Consider the following 15,549-nt stretch of genomic DNA (forward strand, 5'->3'; position numbering starts at 1 on the left):
ATGTTTTCCAAGATCCTGATTGCCAACCGTGGTGAAATCGCGTGCCGGGTCATCAAGACCGCGCGGCGCATGGGCATCAAGACCGTGGCGGTCTACTCGGATGCCGACCGGGATGCGCTGCATGTGGAAATGGCCGACGAGGCCGTCCATATCGGGCCGGCCGCGGCGGCCGAATCCTATCTCATCCCGGAAAAGATCATCGCGGCCTGCAAGGAAACCGGCGCGGAAGCGGTTCACCCGGGGTACGGCTTCCTGTCGGAACGGGCAAGTTTCCCGGAAATGCTCGCCAGGGAAGGCATCGTCTTCATCGGTCCGAACCCGCGCGCCATTACAGCCATGGGCGACAAGATCGAATCCAAGAAATTCGCCAATGAGGCCAAGGTCAGCACGGTGCCGGGCTACCTCGGGGTCATTGAATCGCCGGATCAGGCGGTGGAGATCGCCGAGGACATCGGGTATCCGGTGATGATCAAGGCGTCGGCCGGCGGCGGCGGCAAGGGCATGCGTATTGCCTGGAATGCGGAGGAAGCCCGCGACGGCTACACCCGCTCCAAGTCGGAAGCCGCGTCTTCCTTCGGCGATGACCGGGTGTTCATCGAGAAATTCATCGAGAACCCGCGTCACATCGAAATCCAGGTGCTCGGCGACAAGCACGGCAACGCCATCTATCTGGGCGAGCGCGAATGTTCCATCCAGCGCCGGAACCAGAAGGTCATCGAGGAAGCGCCGTCGCCGCTGCTCGACGAGGCGACGCGCGCCAAGATGGGCGAGCAGGCCGTGGCGCTCGCCAAGGCCGTGGACTATGACAGCGCAGGCACCGTGGAATTCGTCGCCGGCCAGGACAAGAGCTTCTATTTCCTGGAAATGAACACCCGCCTGCAGGTGGAGCATCCGGTCACTGAACTGATCACGGGCATCGACCTTGTGGAACAGATGATCCGGGTCGCCGCCGGTGAGAAGCTGGAAATCGAACAAAAGGACGTCAAGCTGAACGGCTGGGCGGTGGAAAGCCGCATCTATGCGGAAGACCCGTACCGCAATTTCCTGCCGTCCATCGGCCGGCTGGTGCGCTATGCGCCGCCTGAGGAAAGCACCAGCGACGGCGTGACGGTCCGCAACGACACCGGCGTGGTCGAGGGCTCGGAAATCTCCATGTTCTACGACCCGATGATCGCCAAGCTGATCACCCATGCCCCGACGCGCGACGAGGTCATCGACGCCATGAGCGAGGCGCTCGACGCCTTCTATGTGGACGGCATCCAGCACAATGTGCCGTTCCTGACCGCGCTCATGAACCATCCGCGCTGGCGCTCCGGTCAGTTGGCGACCGGCTTCATCGCCGAGGAATATCCGGACGGTTTCTTTCCCTCGCATCCGGATGAGGCCGCCACCGGCGTGCTGGCGGCCGTGGCCCTGTCCATGGGCGCGCTCAACCGGGAGCGGCTCGACCATCTGCCGGGCCGCCTGCGGCCCCATTCGGGCGCGATCCGCGAGAACTGGGTGGTCAAGGTCGACAAGACTTACGTGCCGGTCCGACTGGCCGCCGGCTATCCGGGCACGCCGGTCGAGATCGATGTGGCCATCGGCGACGGTCCGGTCACGACAGTGGAATCGGACTGGGCTCCGGGGCAGGCGCTCTGGAACGGATCGGTCGGAGGACGGCCGGTGGTCGTCCAGGTGCGCCCGGTTCTGGGCGGCTATCGCCTCGACTGGCAGGGGTTTTCGGTGATCGCCAAGGTGATGACGCCGCGCATGGCCGAACTCGATGCGCTGATGCCGGAAAAGCTTCCGCCGGATACGTCCAAGATGCTGCTCTGCCCGATGCCGGGCCTCGTCGTTTCCATCGCTGTGGAAGAAGGCCAGGAGGTCAAGGCCGGGGAGCAGCTTGCCATCGTCGAAGCCATGAAGATGGAAAACGTGCTCAGGGCCGAACGGGACTGCACGGTCTCCGCGATCAAGGCGAAGGCGGGCGACAGCCTCGCCGTCGACGCGGTGATCATGGAATTCAGCTGATTCTCCGTAGCGGACGGAATTCGAGGCGGCGCGCGCGGCAACGTTCGGGCCGCCTTGCCGTTTCTGCCTCAAGCTTTGCGTCGACGGACCTGTGACATCGTTTAGGCTTTTCCTCACCGGTGCGGCGGTATACAGAGCGGCATAAACGTCTTCTTCAGCTCTGTCGTCTATCGGGCCTTCATGATCTATTCCACACTTCTGTTCGATCTGGACGGGACGCTGACGGATCCCTTCGTCGGCATCACCCGTTCCATCCAGTATGCGCTGGACAAGATGGGCGCGTCCCGTATCCCCGAGGCGGAAGACCTGCGCTGGTGCATCGGACCGCCGCTGTGGGAAAGCTTCGGCATTCTGCTGGAGACCGGCGACCGGGCCGTGCAGGACCGGGCGGTTACCTTCTACCGTGAGCGCTACACCACCGAAGGCCTGTTCGAGAACACCGTCATCGACGGTATCGAGCGCCTCGTCGGAGACCTTGAGGCCAGCGGCCGCAAGATGTTCGTGGCCACCTCCAAACCGCACGCCTATGCGGCCAGGATCATCGAGCATTTCGGCCTGCTGCCGCATTTCGGCAAGGTCTACGGCTCGGAACTGGACGGCACGCGCTCGGCGAAGTCGGATCTGATCGCCTTTATCCTGGAGCAGGAAAAGATCGCCGCTACCGAGTGCGTCATGGTCGGAGACCGCAAGCACGACCTGATCGGGGCGAAGGCCAACAAGGTCGCCGCCCTGGGTGTGACCTGGGGCTATGGCAGCCGCGAGGAACTGGAGGCGGAGCACCCGGCCGCGATCTTTGACCGTCCGCAGGAACTGGGAACCTGGGTCATCACCGGTTGAGGTGATTCCGACCTGCGTTCTGCAGGTTGTTTCCGGTCAGGAGCTGCTTACCTGAATTTCCGTTTTCGGCTGCTTTCGGCCGGATCCATGCCATTCCGTAAGGAAATGTTATGGAGTTGTTCCTACGTAGAAAACACTAGGGGCTGCGGGAGCCGGAACAGTGATGACGAGCGTTGCGACGGAACATATCTGTGAGGGGAATGCGCCCGCAACGGTCGGCTATTTCGGAAAACCGGAAGAACCCCGCCCAACCCTTCCTGCGGGCTATCGCCTCCAGCCTCTCGACATAGCCTCGAATTCTTCTGCCGACGACCTTGCAGCCTGCATCGTTTCCGTCTCGCCGGACGATGCCGGCAGCATGCTGCGCCGGGTTCGCCTGGCGGTCGGAGATACGTGTTTCGTGATCGCCTTTGTTCGTGAAGGCTTGGGTGAGGACTGGATGCCGCGCCTGTTGGACCTGGGGGCGGACGACGTCTTGAGCGAAGCCGCCGGAGACCAGGCCGCCATCGCGCTCAAGAGGGCGGAGAAAGCGGCCCGCTACCGCCGGCAGATGCGGGAGACCGTGAGCCGTCTCGGGACCGAGCGCGATAATCTGCAGGCGGCAATCGACAATCTGCCGTCGCCGATCTTCTTCAAGGACAGGCAGGGGATCTACAGCGGCTGCAATGTGGCCTTCACGCGCTACATCGGCCTGCCGGCGGACCAGGTAAAGGGGGCGAGCGTCTATGACGTGGCGCCCGAACACCTCGCGAAGGTGTATGAGGAAGCCGACGAAGAGCTGATGCGCAAGGGCGGCACCCAGTTCTACGAGGCCAAGGTCCGCTATGCGGACGGCGAAGAACGTCATGTGATGTTCAGCAAGGCCGTGACGCGCGACCATTCCACCGGGGAGGTGAACGGCCTGGCCGGTGCGATGCTGGACATTACCGATCGCAAGCAGCTTGAGGAGCAGCTCCGGCGCGCGGCCGATTTCGATCACCTGACCGGAGCCTTCAACCGGCGCAAGTTTTTCAAGACGGCGGGAGAGGTCGAAACAGAGGCCCGGGAAACCGGCGCCGGCCTGGCGGTTCTCGTGATCGATGTGGACAATTTCAAGGGGATCAACGACCGGCACGGCCACGCGGTCGGCGACAGTGCGCTGTGCCATCTCGTCGAGCAGCTGGACGAACATCTGAGCGAGGGGCACTTTTTTGCCCGGGCCGGCGGCGAGGAATTCTTTGTCCTGCTCAGGGACTGCGATCTCGACGGCGCCGCCGCCATCGCGGAATCGATCCGCCGGAGGATCGAAAACAGCATCTTCAGCGAGAGCGGCGTGGTGCTCAGCTACCGGGTCAGTATCGGTGTCGCGGCTCTTGCGGCGGACGAAACGGTTTCCTCGGCGCTGATGCGTGCCGACAAGGCCCTCTACAAGGCCAAGAAGGTCGGCCGGAACAGGGTTTTCGTCGCTTGAACGTCGCCGCAGCGGCGACGTTTCGTGCTAGTCTGAAATCCAGTCGGTGAAATTCTGAATGCTCCCGCCGGTTGCCGGCGGAAGGGGACCTCATGACTTCCTCAAACAAATGCGTCCGGGCGATCATCAGCGGCCGGGTCCAGGGTGTCGGCTACCGCGCCTGGTGCGCGCGTGCCGCAAGTGCACGCGGCCTGTCCGGCTGGGTGCGCAATCGCCGTTCGGGAGCGGTGGAAGCGCTGTTTTGCGGAGACGCGGCAACCGTGGACGCAATGCTTGCGGCTGTCTGGGACGGGCCTCAATTCTCCAGGGTGCTTGAGGTGGAGGTGATCGGTGAGACCGAAACGCATTGCGGGGCTTTCGAGGTGCGCGATACGTGTTGAAGCCAAGGCGGCGGCAACGGCAAAATGCGCGGCGCGTAATGCAAGGTCTGCGGATTTCCTTTGTTGTCATCTCCGCGAAAGAGGGGAACCGTACTCCGTGAGGCTTGTTGCTTGAACCGTGAGCGAACGGGCTACTAGGTCCCGGATCTCCCTGACGTTCGCGCGGGATGACAACCGGGACCGGATCGGGTGCCGAGCCATTCTCCACCCGTGTTAGGCCAATATTCCTGGAGCCTTTTCCAGAACCTTCCTGTTAACCTCTGGCGGCGGCACGTTATTTTTCCTAAGCTTTCCTTCGAGTCAGTTGCCGTTGTCATGTTTTTCACATGCAAATGTCGTTTACCGTGTGACTCGGATTGTAAGCCGGCTTGCCGGTGTGCAGATATTTGATCAAAGGAGATGGTCGTGAAGATTGCAGTTCTTGGTGGAGACGGGTTTGTCGGATGGCCGACGTCGCTGCATCTGTCCGATCTGGGCCACGAAGTTCACATCATCGACAATCTGAGCCGGCGCTGGATCGATACCGAGCTCGGCGTGCAGTCGCTGACGCCGATGGATTCCATCCAGGAGCGCACCCGGATCTGGAAACAGGAGACGGGCAACAAGATCCATTTCCACCTGATCGACATCGCGTCCGACTACGAGGTCTTCAAGAAGTGGCTGGCGGAAGCCAGGCCGGACGCGATCATCCATTTCGCCGAACAGCGGGCCGCGCCTTATTCGATGAAGTCGGACCGGCACAAGAACTACACGGTCAGCAACAACGTCAATGCGACCCACCACCTGCTGAACGCCATGGTGGAGCTCGATCTGGACGCCCATCTCGTTCACCTGGGCACCATGGGCGTCTATGGTTATTCGACCGTGGGCGCCGCTATCCCCGAAGGCTATCTGCCGGTCGGGATCGAGACCATGGACGGGGAAACGGTTTCCCAGGAAATCCTCTATCCGGCCAATCCGGGCTCGATCTACCACATGACCAAGTGCCTGGATCAGCTCCTATTCCAGTTCTACGCCAAGAACGACGGCCTGAGGATCACCGACCTGCACCAGGGCATCGTCTGGGGCACCCACACCGAGCAGACCCGGCGCCACGAGCAGCTGATCAACCGGTTCGACTATGACGGCGATTACGGCACGGTCCTGAACCGGTTCCTGATCCAGGCGGCGATCGACTATCCGCTGACGGTTCACGGTACCGGCGGCCAGACACGGGCCTTCATCCATATCCAGGATTCGGTGCGCTGCATCGAGCTGGCGCTGAAGAACCCGCCGGCGAAGGGCGACCGGGTCAAGGTGTTCAACCAGATGACGGAGACCCACCGGGTGCGGGATCTCGCCGAACTCATCTCCAAGATGACCGGGGCGAAGATCGCCTGGCTGCCCAACCCGCGCAAGGAAGCGCCGGAAAACGATCTGGTGGTCAGGAACGACCAGTTCCTGGAGCTCGGCCTGGAGCCGATCACGCTGGCCGAAGGGTTGCTTTCGGAAGTTGTCGACGTGGCGAAGAAATACGCCTACCGCGTCGACCGCAGCCGGGTTCCGGCCATCTCCGCCTGGACCAAGGAAATCGCCAAAGAGGTGGAAAAAGACCCGGAGCATCCGCGTCTGCGTTCGGTATCTTGAAGTCATGCCTCATGATGATATCGGGCCGGTGTTTGAAGAACCGGCCCGAAGCTCCCATGCCTATGTGACCCTGGTCACCAATCCGGACTATGTGACCGGAGCGGTCGCCCTGCTGCGATCGCTGCGCCGGACGGGAACGGAGGCGGATCTGGTGGTACTGCACACCCCCGGCGTGGACGATGAGGACCTGGACCCCCTGCGCCAGTTCTCGCCACGGCTCGGCGCCTGCGAGCGCCTAGCCACATCCGAGGCCTTCAACGAACGCCATGAACGCGGACGGCTGCACACCGCGGCCCCCTTCACCAAGGGCGACAAGCCGAAGTTCCACACGCCGCTCGACAATTTCGTCAAGCTGAGGCTGTGGCAGCTTGAGGATTACGAAAGCGTGGTCTTCATCGATGCGGACGCCATCGTGCTGAAGAGTTGCGACAAGCTGTTCGGCTATCCGGAGTTCTGTGCCGCCCCCAATGTCTATGAGGCGCTTGCCGACTTTCACCGCATGAACAGCGGCGTCTTTACCGCCAGACCGTCCAAGGCGACCTTCGCGCGGATGATGACCGTTCTGGACCGGCCGGACGTGTTCTGGCGCCGAACCGACCAGACCTTCCTGCAGACCTTCTTTCCCGACTGGCACGGCCTGCCGGTCTTTTGCAACATGCTGCAATATGTCTGGTTCAACCTTCCAGAGCTGTGGGACTGGGGGCAAATCCGCGTGTTGCATTTCCAGTATGAAAAGCCCTGGCAGGTGGATAATCCCAAGGCGGAAAGCCTTAAGCCGTTGATCGACCTGTGGCGGGCGTTTTATACCGGTGAAGGCATTCCGGACGACATCGGCGCGCTCCCCGGACCCGTGGTACCGACGAAAGAAAACCCCTGATGCATGTGCTTCTGACCGGCGGGACCGGTGTCCTCGGGCGGTTCATCGCAGCCGGCCTGCTTGAGGCCGGGCACGAGGTGACCTTTCTCGGCCGCACGGAGCCGGAGGATAGCCGTGTCGGCTTTATTCCCTGGGAGTTGTCGGCCGCCGATATCGACCTGCCTGCCGCGGATGCGCTGGTTCATTGCGCGCTGGAGCATGTACCGGGCCGATACCGTGGCGGGGAGGGGGACGATCCGGCGGGCTTCCTGCTCGCCAATGTCGACGGGACGCGCAAGCTGTTCCAGGCGGCGAAGACGGCCGGAGTGCGGCACTGCGTGTTTCTCTCGAGCCGGGCGGTCTATGCGGACAACGGCCAGTGGGACGTGCTGACGGAGGCAGCCGCGATCCGTCCCGATACGCTCTACGGGCAGGTGAAGCTCGCGGGCGAAGAGGCGCTGCAGGCGCTGTGCACTGAGCATTTTTCCGGAACCTCCCTGCGGGCGACCGGCATCTACGGCCTGCCGCCGGGGGTTGCCACCCATAAATGGTCGGAGCTTTTTTCGAATTTCAGGAACGGTGCAACGGTGCTGCCGCGCGTGGGCACGGAGGTGCATGGCGAAGATCTCGCCGCCGCCGTGCTGCTCGTTCTGGAAAAGGTGGGCGAGCGGGCATCGCCCTTCGAGGTCTACAACGTCTCCGACCTGCTGCTCGACCGGCAGGACCTTTTGAAGCTCTACGCCGAGGCGACCGGCTGTGAGACGGCGCTGCCGCCCCGTGCGCCCGGGCCGGTCGGCGTCATGGAGCCGGGCAAGCTGAAGGTGCTCGGCTGGGCTCCGGGCGGCATGGGGAAGCTGCGGGAATTCGTGGAAGCGGTGGCGACTGAGGTCAACTAACGAGAGCGATCAAGTCGAGGATGGGGGCTGTACAAGTGGTGAGGCGCTTCCCCTTACTTCCGCCCTCACGCCACCGTCCGCGTCGGCCCGAAAATCTTCTCGAACTCCGCGCGCAGGACGGTGTCGCTTTCCGCCATGGAGACAGGGATGCCGAGGTCGACGAGGCTGGTGACGCCGTGGTCCTGGACGCCGCAAGGGACGATGCCGGTAAAATGCTCCAGATCCGGATCCACGTTGAAGCTGATGCCGTGGAAGGTCACCCATTTGCGCACGCGGATGCCGATGGCGGCGATCTTGTCTTCCACGTCGGCGCCCCGGTCCGGCCGGCGCACCCAGACGCCGACCCGGTCCTCGCGGCGCTCGCCGCGGATGTGATACTGCCACAGCGTGTTGATCAGCCAGGCTTCGAGCGCTGCCACGAAGGCGCGGATGTCCTGGCGGCGGCGCTTCAGGTCCAGCATGACGTAGGCGACCCGCTGGCCGGGGCCGTGATAGGTGAACTGGCCGCCGCGGCCGGTCTTGAAGACCGGAAAGCGGTCGGGCGCGACCAGGTCGCCTGCGTCCGCGCTGGTGCCGGCGGTATAAAGCGGGGGGTGCTCCAGCAGCCAGACCCGTTCGTTGCCGGTTCCGGCGCTGATCCGGGCCACATGGGCCTCCATTTCCGCCACCGCCTCCTCGTAACCGACGAGATCGTCGGAGACGACCCAGTCAACGGGAGGCCATTCCACCGGCGGGCTGGAAACCTGGGGAAGAAAGTCGTGGGCGAGGTTTTCGCGTTCCGGATGGGACATGGGGTGCTTTAAGCTTTTGTTAACGATTTGCGCCGTGAATAGGGTCTTAAGGTTTCGTTAAGATGCCTGTTCGCGCGCAGCATCATTCTCATACAGACGGAAGGCTGTCATGGCCACCTTCGATGAAATCAATGTCGATATCTCGGTCGTTCTCGGCTCCTCGGAAATGCCGGTGCACCAGTTGCTGCGCATGGGCCGCGGCGCGGTGATCGATCTCGATGTGCGCGAGGACGAGGACGTGTCGATCTACGCCAACAACACGCTTGTGGCGAAAGGGCAGGTGGTCCTGCTCGGCGAACGGGTCGGGATCTCGATTACAGAGGTCCTGATGCGCAGTCCCGAGATCCGTCCGATGCGCACGGACGGGCCGCTTTAAGCGGCTTCTTAGCCGTTGTGAATTATTCTGAAAAGCGCACTTGCTAAGCAGAATCCGATTTGCTACATGAGGCGCCTCGACGCCGACCGGCGCCGGGAAAAATTTGCGGTCGTGGCGGAATTGGTAGACGCGCAGCGTTGAGGTCGCTGTGGGGTAAAACCCGTGGAAGTTCGAGTCTTCTCGACCGCACCATTTATCTCTCTTCACACTGTCGCGATCTTCGATCGCTTCGCTCCAGAGGGGGCGGCCAAAGTGGCCGGCGCGCAGTCGCGCTTGCGAACCCTTCGGGTTCGTGCACCTTACAAAGAAAGCCCTTGCAGGATCTTCCGGTGAAGCTCCCGCAAGGGCTTTTTGATTCCAGGCAGCCGGATTCGCGATCGCCACGCAATTGACCGGAATCATGCCTTGCCGGCACGGGCTTATGCCCCGAAGCCTGCCGCGTTTGATACGCGCGCGAATTCGCGAGTTGGGTCCTAAATCTTCCGCTAAGTAATTTTTCGCGGCAATGTTACTTTGAAAATCAAATATATCTTTGCGCCAAGCCAAGGCTCTTCGCGCCTGCAGCAATTGTTTTTCCCATATTTCAATATCAATTCTGCCTAAATAACGGGCGTAAACATATATATTGATTATATTAAATAATTTTTAAGTATAAAATACGCTTACTAATTAGGCAAAGTTACCAATTATTAGGCAATAGTAAGGGTATTTACGTATATCGCTCGATCCGAGCCGATCTTCAGAACCTTCCCGAGGCCGACATGCGGACTTTCTTGCTTAACCTTAAAATTCGAACCAGGATTGCACTCGTTTCTCTCCTGCCAATGCTCGGGCTTGCCTATTTCGCGGCGGCCAATCTTGTTGACCGGTATACGACCGCCTCCGAAGCCGAAGCCATTGCGGAGCTGTCCCGGACGGCGCCGGTGATCAGCGGGCTCGTCCATGAACTCCAGAAGGAGCGCGGCGCTTCGGCAGGCTTCATCGGATCCCATGGCGGAACAAACTTCGTGTCTGTCCTGAATGAGCAGAAGAAGCTGACCGATCAGGTGCGGCAACGCTATGAGTCGGTGGCGCTCATCAAGGAGTTGATCGGGGAAGGGGGGCTTTTCGGCGAGCACGCATCCGCGGCCCGCGACCGGCTGGCCAGGCTGGATGCTATCCGGTCGGACGTCCAAGGGCTGAAGCTTAATTCTTCGCAGATGGCCGCCTTTTATACCGACCTCATAACCGATCTCCTGAGCATGATCGAATCCATGAACGGAATTGCTGACGATGCCGGATCGTTCGCCAGATCGTCGCCTATTCCAGTTTGCTTCAAGGTAAGGAACGGGCCGGCATCGAACGCGCTGTCGGCGCCGGCGGCTTCTCGTCCGGTGCCTTCAACGCCGAGAGCTACCAGAAGTTCGTGCGCCTCGGCGCCATGCAGAATGTCTATTTTGCCGTTTTTGACCGCTACGCCGCCGAGGAAGAGAAGCAACTGCTCGACAATACGCTTGCCGGCGATGCGGCAAAGGCGGTCGGCAATTCCCGAAAGGTTGCCTATGGGAGCGCTTTCGGCGGATCTCTGGAAACCGTGTCCGGAGCCGACTGGTTCTCACAGGCGACCGCCAGGATCAACGCTCTCAAACAGGTCGAAGACCAGGTTGCGGCCAAGCTGACCGATCTTGCCGATTCGATTGCCGCCTCGGCCAATGGCAGCTTCTACTTTTCCCTGTCCGTTGCCCTTGCCGTCTTTGCCGTGGTCGTGGCGCTTGCCATCATGATCATCGGGTCCATCACCGGTCCGATCGCACGGATTGTCTCCACCATGAGCCGGCTTGCGGAGGGGCGGACCGACATCGACCTCAGCGGCGCTGAAAACAGAAGTGAAATCGGCGATATGGTCCGCGCGGTCATGGTGTTCAAGGATAACAAGATCAAGGCAGACGAGTTGGCCGTCCGGGAGGCCGAGGAAACCAAAAAGCGCGAAGAGCGCGCACGGTATATCGAGCAACTGACCAGGGACTTCGACGCCGACATTTCCGAATTGCTCAATGCCGTGGCGGGCGCCTCGACGGAAATGGAAAGCACCGCGCAATCGATGTCGAATATCGCAGACGACACCAACCATCGGGCAACGACGGTGGCTGGCGCGGCCGAAGAGGCTTCCGCCAATGTCCAGACCGTGGCGACGGCGACGGAGGAATTGTCCAGTTCCATTCAGGAAATCTCCCGGCAGGTCGCCCAGTCCTCGGATATTGCCGGTCGTGCCGTCGACCAGGCTACGAACACCGATCAACAGATCCAGGGGCTTTCGATAGCGTCGCAGCGGATCGGCGAAGTCATCAGCCTGATTTCCGATATTGCCGAACAGACCAATCTGCTCGCCCTGAATGCGACCATCGAGGCCGCGCGGGCGGGGGATGCCGGAAAGGGATTTGCCGTGGTCGCGGCCGAGGTCAAGGAATTGGCCAGCCAGACCGCCAAGGCCACGGAAGATATCAGTCAGCAGATCGGCAACATCCAGAACGAGACCGAGGGCGCGGTAACGGCGATCCAGTCGATCGGTACGACAATCTCGGAAATCAACGAGATTGCCTCCAGTATCGCTTCCGCGGTGGAAGAGCAGACGGCCGCTACACAGGAGATCGCCCGAAACGTGGAGCAGGCTGCCTCCGGTACGGATCAGGTGACAGCCAACATCCTGGAAGTTACGCGGGCTGCAAGCGAGACCGGAGCCGCGGCAACCCAGGTGACCGCAACGGCCGGTGAACTCAGCACCAAGTCCGAACTGCTCAAGGCCCAGGTGGAAAAATTCCTGACCGAGGTCAGGGCAGCGTAACCCGGCAACAAGAAGCAGCGCGCGCCGCCATGCGCTCTGCACCACATGGCATGGCAGCGCCAATCGTGATCGGCTAAGGGGCGGTGGCGCCAGACACGCCGCCGACCCGGGCGAGCGTTTCCTGCCGCAGGACCTTGCTCAGGTCATGGGCGAGGGGCGAGGCATTCGGCGCCAGCAAGAGCCGCACCTCGATCGCAGGCAGAACAGGAAGCTTCAGCGATCTGCCGACACAAGCGATGTCCTGCGGTCTGCCGTGGTCCGTGCGCACGCCGACGCCCAGGCCGGAGCGCAGGGCGGCCCAGATGCCCGGCAGGCTGGGGGTTGTCAGGGCAGCCCGCCAGCGCATTTCTCCCTGTTCGAGCGCAGAAAGGGCTGCCTGGCGGAACAGGCAGGGGTGGTTGAACAGCACCAGGGGGACAGGGCTTCCGGTCAACGTCTCCAGGAAGGCTTCGCAGGCGAGCCACTGCATGGGCATGTCGCAGAGAAGCTCGCCCTCGTCAGGGGCTCCGGACTTGAAGAAGGCGATGGCGACATCGAGACGGCCGGCGCGCACTTCTTCTGCAAGATTGTGGTTCTCGCCGGCACGGACTTCCACGTGGACATTCTCATGCGCACCGGCAAACGCCTTCAGTGTCGCCGGCATCACGTCGTCGAAGAAATCCTGCGGCAAGCCTAGGCGCACGGCTGCCGTCGTGGTGGTCGAGCCCAGGGCAAGCGCCGCCTCGTCGTTGAGGGCGACGATCCGTCGGGCATAGGCGACGAAGGCTTCGCCGGCTTCTGTCGGCACCAGTCCGCGGCCCTTGCGGACGAAGAGTGGGGTTCCCGCCTGCTGCTCCAGCTTCTTGAGCTGCATGCTGATGGCCGATTGCGAGCGGCCCAGCTGGATTGCCGCGCGGGCGAAGCTGCCTAGGTCGGTGCCGGCTACGACCGCGCGCAAGGCATCGATATCGAAGGTTGGGTTCACTTCAAGAATCCGGAAATCAAACTTCAAAATTATTCGATATTTTTAAGTATTACGCGCTGCTACCGTTCGGATCAAGCCGGGGCGGCCGTCTTCACGGGGAACCCGGGCCCTGAATGAAACCACCGGACAGGCGGAAAATGACAGCAGGAACAACAGCAGCGGAGAAAGTGAGCCGCGATACGGTCATCATCGTTACGGCCGGGGGGATTGTGCTTGCCCTGGCCTTCGGAGTAAGGGCGGTCTTCGGCGGCGTGGTGCAGCCATTGTCGGACGATCTGTTCGGCGGCCGGATCGAGATCTTTTCCCTGTCGATCGCGATCCAGAATCTGGTCTGGGGGCTCGCGCAACCGGGCTTCGGGATGATCGCGGACAGATACGGCGACCGGCCGGCCTTGTGGCTGGGCTTCGTCTGTTACGCCGCGGGCATGGGCGTCTGTGTTCTGGGAACCACGCCGCTCGCACAGCATCTTGGGGCGGGGGTGTTGGTCGGCATGGGCATTTCAGGCACGGCCTTTGGAACCGTGCTGGCGGTGGTCGGGCGTGTTGCCCCGCCGGACAAGCGCAGTTTTTATCTCGGCGTCGCATCGGCCATGGGATCGGCCGGCCAGGCGCTGCTGCCATTGCTGGTGTCCTGGCTGATTGCATGGTTCGACTGGCGGATGACGCTCGTCATCGTGACCGGGCTGCTCGCGCCGATGGCGCTGTGCATTCCCTTTCTGCGGACGGGCGGTCACGGCGTAAGCGAAGACGATCCGGTCGACCTTGGGCAGACCGTACGCCGGGCCTTCGGCCATACCAGCTTCACCTTGCTCAGCGCCGGGTTCTTCGTCTGCGGCTTCCATCTGGCTTTCATCACCGCGCATCTGCCGAATTTCGTGCAGAACTTCTGCACGGGCACCAACCTGTCGCCGGAGGAACTGCGCGGGCTGGGACTTCGTGCCCTTGCGCTGGCGGGCTTCGCCAATATTTTCGGGACGCTCTTTGCTTCGCGGCTCGGAGGACGGTTTCCCAAGCCCTATGTCCTTGCGGCGATCTATGCGCTTCGGGCGCTGGTCATCCTCGGCTTCATCTCCTTTCCCGTTACGCCGGCGTCGGTTCTGGTGTTCGGGTTCGTGATGGGCGGGCTCTGGCTTTCGACCGTTCCGTTGACCAGCGCGCTTGTGCTCGTGATGTTCGGTCCGCGCGCCATGGGTACGCTGTTCGGCTTCGTCTTTCTAAGCCACCAGCTCGGCAGTTTCGCAGGCGCCTGGCTGGGCGGCGTCTGGTTCGACCGCACCGGGAGCTACGACATGGTCTGGTACGTGGCCATCGTTCTGGGCATTGCCTCCGCCGTCATCCATCTCCTGGTTCAGGAACGCCCGGCGCCCGTGCCGGCGTGAGCGGTGTCCTGAGCGGCGGTTGGCCCTTTTTCCGGAAAATAGCCACCGGGACTTGCTCCTGACGGAAAGGCTTTGCAGGATCGTGCCCGCGTAACGCGCAAGGGCAATTGATTCACAAGCCGAGAGCAGGGAGCCGGCAATGCCATCCAGGCGTCCGACCAGGAAACCGCAACTCGCCGCCGCTGCTCTCGCCTTCCTTACCCTGACCGCGTTCATTTCCCCCGAGCAGGCGCGGAACATGCAGCGCAACCCGTCGACCTTCGGCACCATGCTGTGCCGCCAGTTCTGGTATCTGGAAAACAAGATCCTCGCGGAGGGCCGGGTGTGCCTGAAGTCGGACCGGGCGCGGCGGGCGTTCAAGAACGCAAAGCCTTGTATTTCCGGCGACGAAAACATTCTGCCTCGGCGGGTGCGCGACTATCTGGCGGAACTGCGCAAGGCGGCGGCGAAGAAGGGGTGTTTCCGGTGAGGGGAGGTGGAGATAGCCGCATTTGGGAGGGCAAACCTCGATTTGAAAAGCTTCGGAAGATTGCCACATGACCCGCCCCCTTCTTGGAAAATAAGTGGCATCGGGGATCTGATCGGTGCGCTTTGCGCGCTGGCCGACAGCGGGTATTGGAGCAAGTCCGATATCGCGTCCTGGGCCGACAGGATCATTGCAGCGATTGAAACGCCTCGATACTGGCTCGTCGATTTGAGTCTGCGTGCTTCCTCCGATGTGCCTGACAGCGATGTGGTGAAATTCGATCAAGTGGACTGGTTTGAAGCGAATTTTCCTGACGACCTCAACGATATGACCGCCGGACTTGTCCTGCTCAATTTTGATTGCGGCCGCCTATCGGAAGAAGAAAACAGGCACAAGGTTGGGGAACTCGCCGACGGGGGTTATGTGACCGGGATCGAAATCGAGGAAATGTGGGACATTCCGCTGGATGACGCGAGGCTGAACCTGCTCCGGCTCCTTGGTCGGGAGGTGCTGGCCTCCGTGGACGTGGACAGGGTGTCCTCCTGCCATAGTGAATTGGTCTCTCCGACCCGTCTTCAGCCTTTTTAAGAAGAATTTTCCGAAGCTTGTGGAGTTCCACCGGTTTTCCGGTGGCAAAGCTGCGCCGGCAAGGCTACTCCTGTGGCGAGGGCGGGCCTTTGACGGGACGGGTGCG

At 61.8% G+C, this 15,549-nt stretch carries 14 protein-coding genes, 1 tRNA gene and 1 pseudogene; 14 read left to right on the forward strand and 2 right to left on the reverse strand.

The features are described from left to right. From HK439_RS06275 to HK439_RS06305, 7 genes are all read left to right on the forward strand, one after another. The gene (locus HK439_RS06275; RefSeq protein ID WP_190290540.1) at nt 1-2,013 is read left to right on the forward strand and encodes an acetyl-CoA carboxylase biotin carboxylase subunit; all 2,013 of its coding nucleotides are present in this window, start codon (nt 1-3) and stop codon (nt 2,011-2,013) included. A 180-nt stretch (nt 2,014-2,193) separates the two neighbouring features. Continuing rightward, entirely contained in the window at nt 2,194-2,850 is a 657-nt protein-coding gene (locus HK439_RS06280) for an HAD hydrolase-like protein (protein ID WP_190290541.1), read from the forward strand. 163 nt (nt 2,851-3,013) lie between these two features. Next, nucleotides 3,014-4,300: a sensor domain-containing diguanylate cyclase gene (locus tag HK439_RS06285; protein WP_209011599.1), complete on the forward strand. Its 1,287-nt coding sequence runs from the start codon at nt 3,014-3,016 to the stop codon at nt 4,298-4,300. A 92-nt stretch (nt 4,301-4,392) separates the two neighbouring features. Next, complete coding sequence (locus HK439_RS06290; protein WP_190290542.1) at nt 4,393-4,680, forward strand: acylphosphatase; 288 nt, start codon at nt 4,393-4,395, stop codon at nt 4,678-4,680. A 405-nt stretch (nt 4,681-5,085) separates the two neighbouring features. Then, complete coding sequence (locus HK439_RS06295) at nt 5,086-6,306, forward strand: NAD-dependent epimerase/dehydratase family protein (protein WP_190290543.1); 1,221 nt, start codon at nt 5,086-5,088, stop codon at nt 6,304-6,306. A gap of 4 nt (nt 6,307-6,310) precedes the next feature. Next, on the forward strand, nt 6,311-7,183 hold the full coding sequence (locus HK439_RS06300) for a glycosyltransferase (RefSeq protein ID WP_190290544.1): 873 nt from the start codon (nt 6,311-6,313) through the stop codon (nt 7,181-7,183). Then, nucleotides 7,183-8,058, forward strand: coding sequence for an NAD-dependent epimerase/dehydratase family protein (locus HK439_RS06305; protein WP_190290545.1), 876 nt, complete (start codon nt 7,183-7,185; stop codon nt 8,056-8,058). The genes HK439_RS06300 and HK439_RS06305 overlap by 1 nt, the downstream gene beginning before the upstream one ends. Nucleotides 8,059-8,123: 65 nt before the next feature. Here HK439_RS06305 and lipB read toward each other — a convergent pair whose 3' ends face one another. Continuing rightward, nucleotides 8,124-8,849, reverse strand: a complete 726-nt coding sequence (gene lipB, locus HK439_RS06310) for a lipoyl(octanoyl) transferase LipB (RefSeq protein ID WP_190290546.1) — start codon at nt 8,847-8,849, stop codon at nt 8,124-8,126. A 109-nt stretch (nt 8,850-8,958) separates the two neighbouring features. On the opposite strand from lipB, the gene HK439_RS06315 reads away from it, so the two are divergent. From HK439_RS06315 to HK439_RS27225, 4 genes and pseudogenes are all read left to right on the forward strand, one after another. Then, a complete protein-coding gene (locus HK439_RS06315) occupies nt 8,959-9,225 on the forward strand; it encodes a FliM/FliN family flagellar motor switch protein (protein WP_190290547.1) in 267 nt (88 codons plus the stop codon). A 105-nt stretch (nt 9,226-9,330) separates the two neighbouring features. Beyond that, nucleotides 9,331-9,417: transfer RNA gene (locus tag HK439_RS06320), tRNA-Leu, on the forward strand. Between the two features lie 632 nt (nt 9,418-10,049). Then, nucleotides 10,050-10,442 (forward strand): annotated as a pseudogene (locus HK439_RS27335) (nitrate- and nitrite sensing domain-containing protein); the annotation flags it as partial. A gap of 74 nt (nt 10,443-10,516) precedes the next feature. Further along, on the forward strand, nt 10,517-12,046 hold the full coding sequence (locus HK439_RS27225; protein ID WP_328804117.1) for a methyl-accepting chemotaxis protein: 1,530 nt from the start codon (nt 10,517-10,519) through the stop codon (nt 12,044-12,046). A 73-nt stretch (nt 12,047-12,119) separates the two neighbouring features. Here HK439_RS27225 and HK439_RS06335 read toward each other — a convergent pair whose 3' ends face one another. Then, nucleotides 12,120-13,010: a LysR family transcriptional regulator gene (locus tag HK439_RS06335; RefSeq protein WP_209011601.1), complete on the reverse strand. Its 891-nt coding sequence runs from the start codon at nt 13,008-13,010 to the stop codon at nt 12,120-12,122. A 137-nt stretch (nt 13,011-13,147) separates the two neighbouring features. On the opposite strand from HK439_RS06335, the gene HK439_RS06340 reads away from it, so the two are divergent. The 3 genes from HK439_RS06340 to HK439_RS06350 all read left to right on the forward strand — a co-directional run bounded on the left by HK439_RS06340 (nt 13,148) and on the right by HK439_RS06350 (nt 15,443). After that, nucleotides 13,148-14,389: an MFS transporter gene (locus tag HK439_RS06340; RefSeq protein WP_190290549.1), complete on the forward strand. Its 1,242-nt coding sequence runs from the start codon at nt 13,148-13,150 to the stop codon at nt 14,387-14,389. Nucleotides 14,390-14,528: 139 nt separating this feature from the next. Continuing rightward, a complete protein-coding gene (locus tag HK439_RS06345) occupies nt 14,529-14,858 on the forward strand; it encodes a hypothetical protein (protein WP_190290550.1) in 330 nt (109 codons plus the stop codon). 6 nt (nt 14,859-14,864) lie between these two features. Then, entirely contained in the window at nt 14,865-15,443 is a 579-nt protein-coding gene (locus HK439_RS06350) for a hypothetical protein (RefSeq protein WP_190290551.1), read from the forward strand. Nucleotides 15,444-15,549 lie beyond the last annotated feature (106 nt).

It is taken from the genome of Roseibium aggregatum (assembly GCF_014692675.1).
Lineage (GTDB): Bacteria > Pseudomonadota > Alphaproteobacteria > Rhizobiales > Stappiaceae > Roseibium > Roseibium aggregatum_C.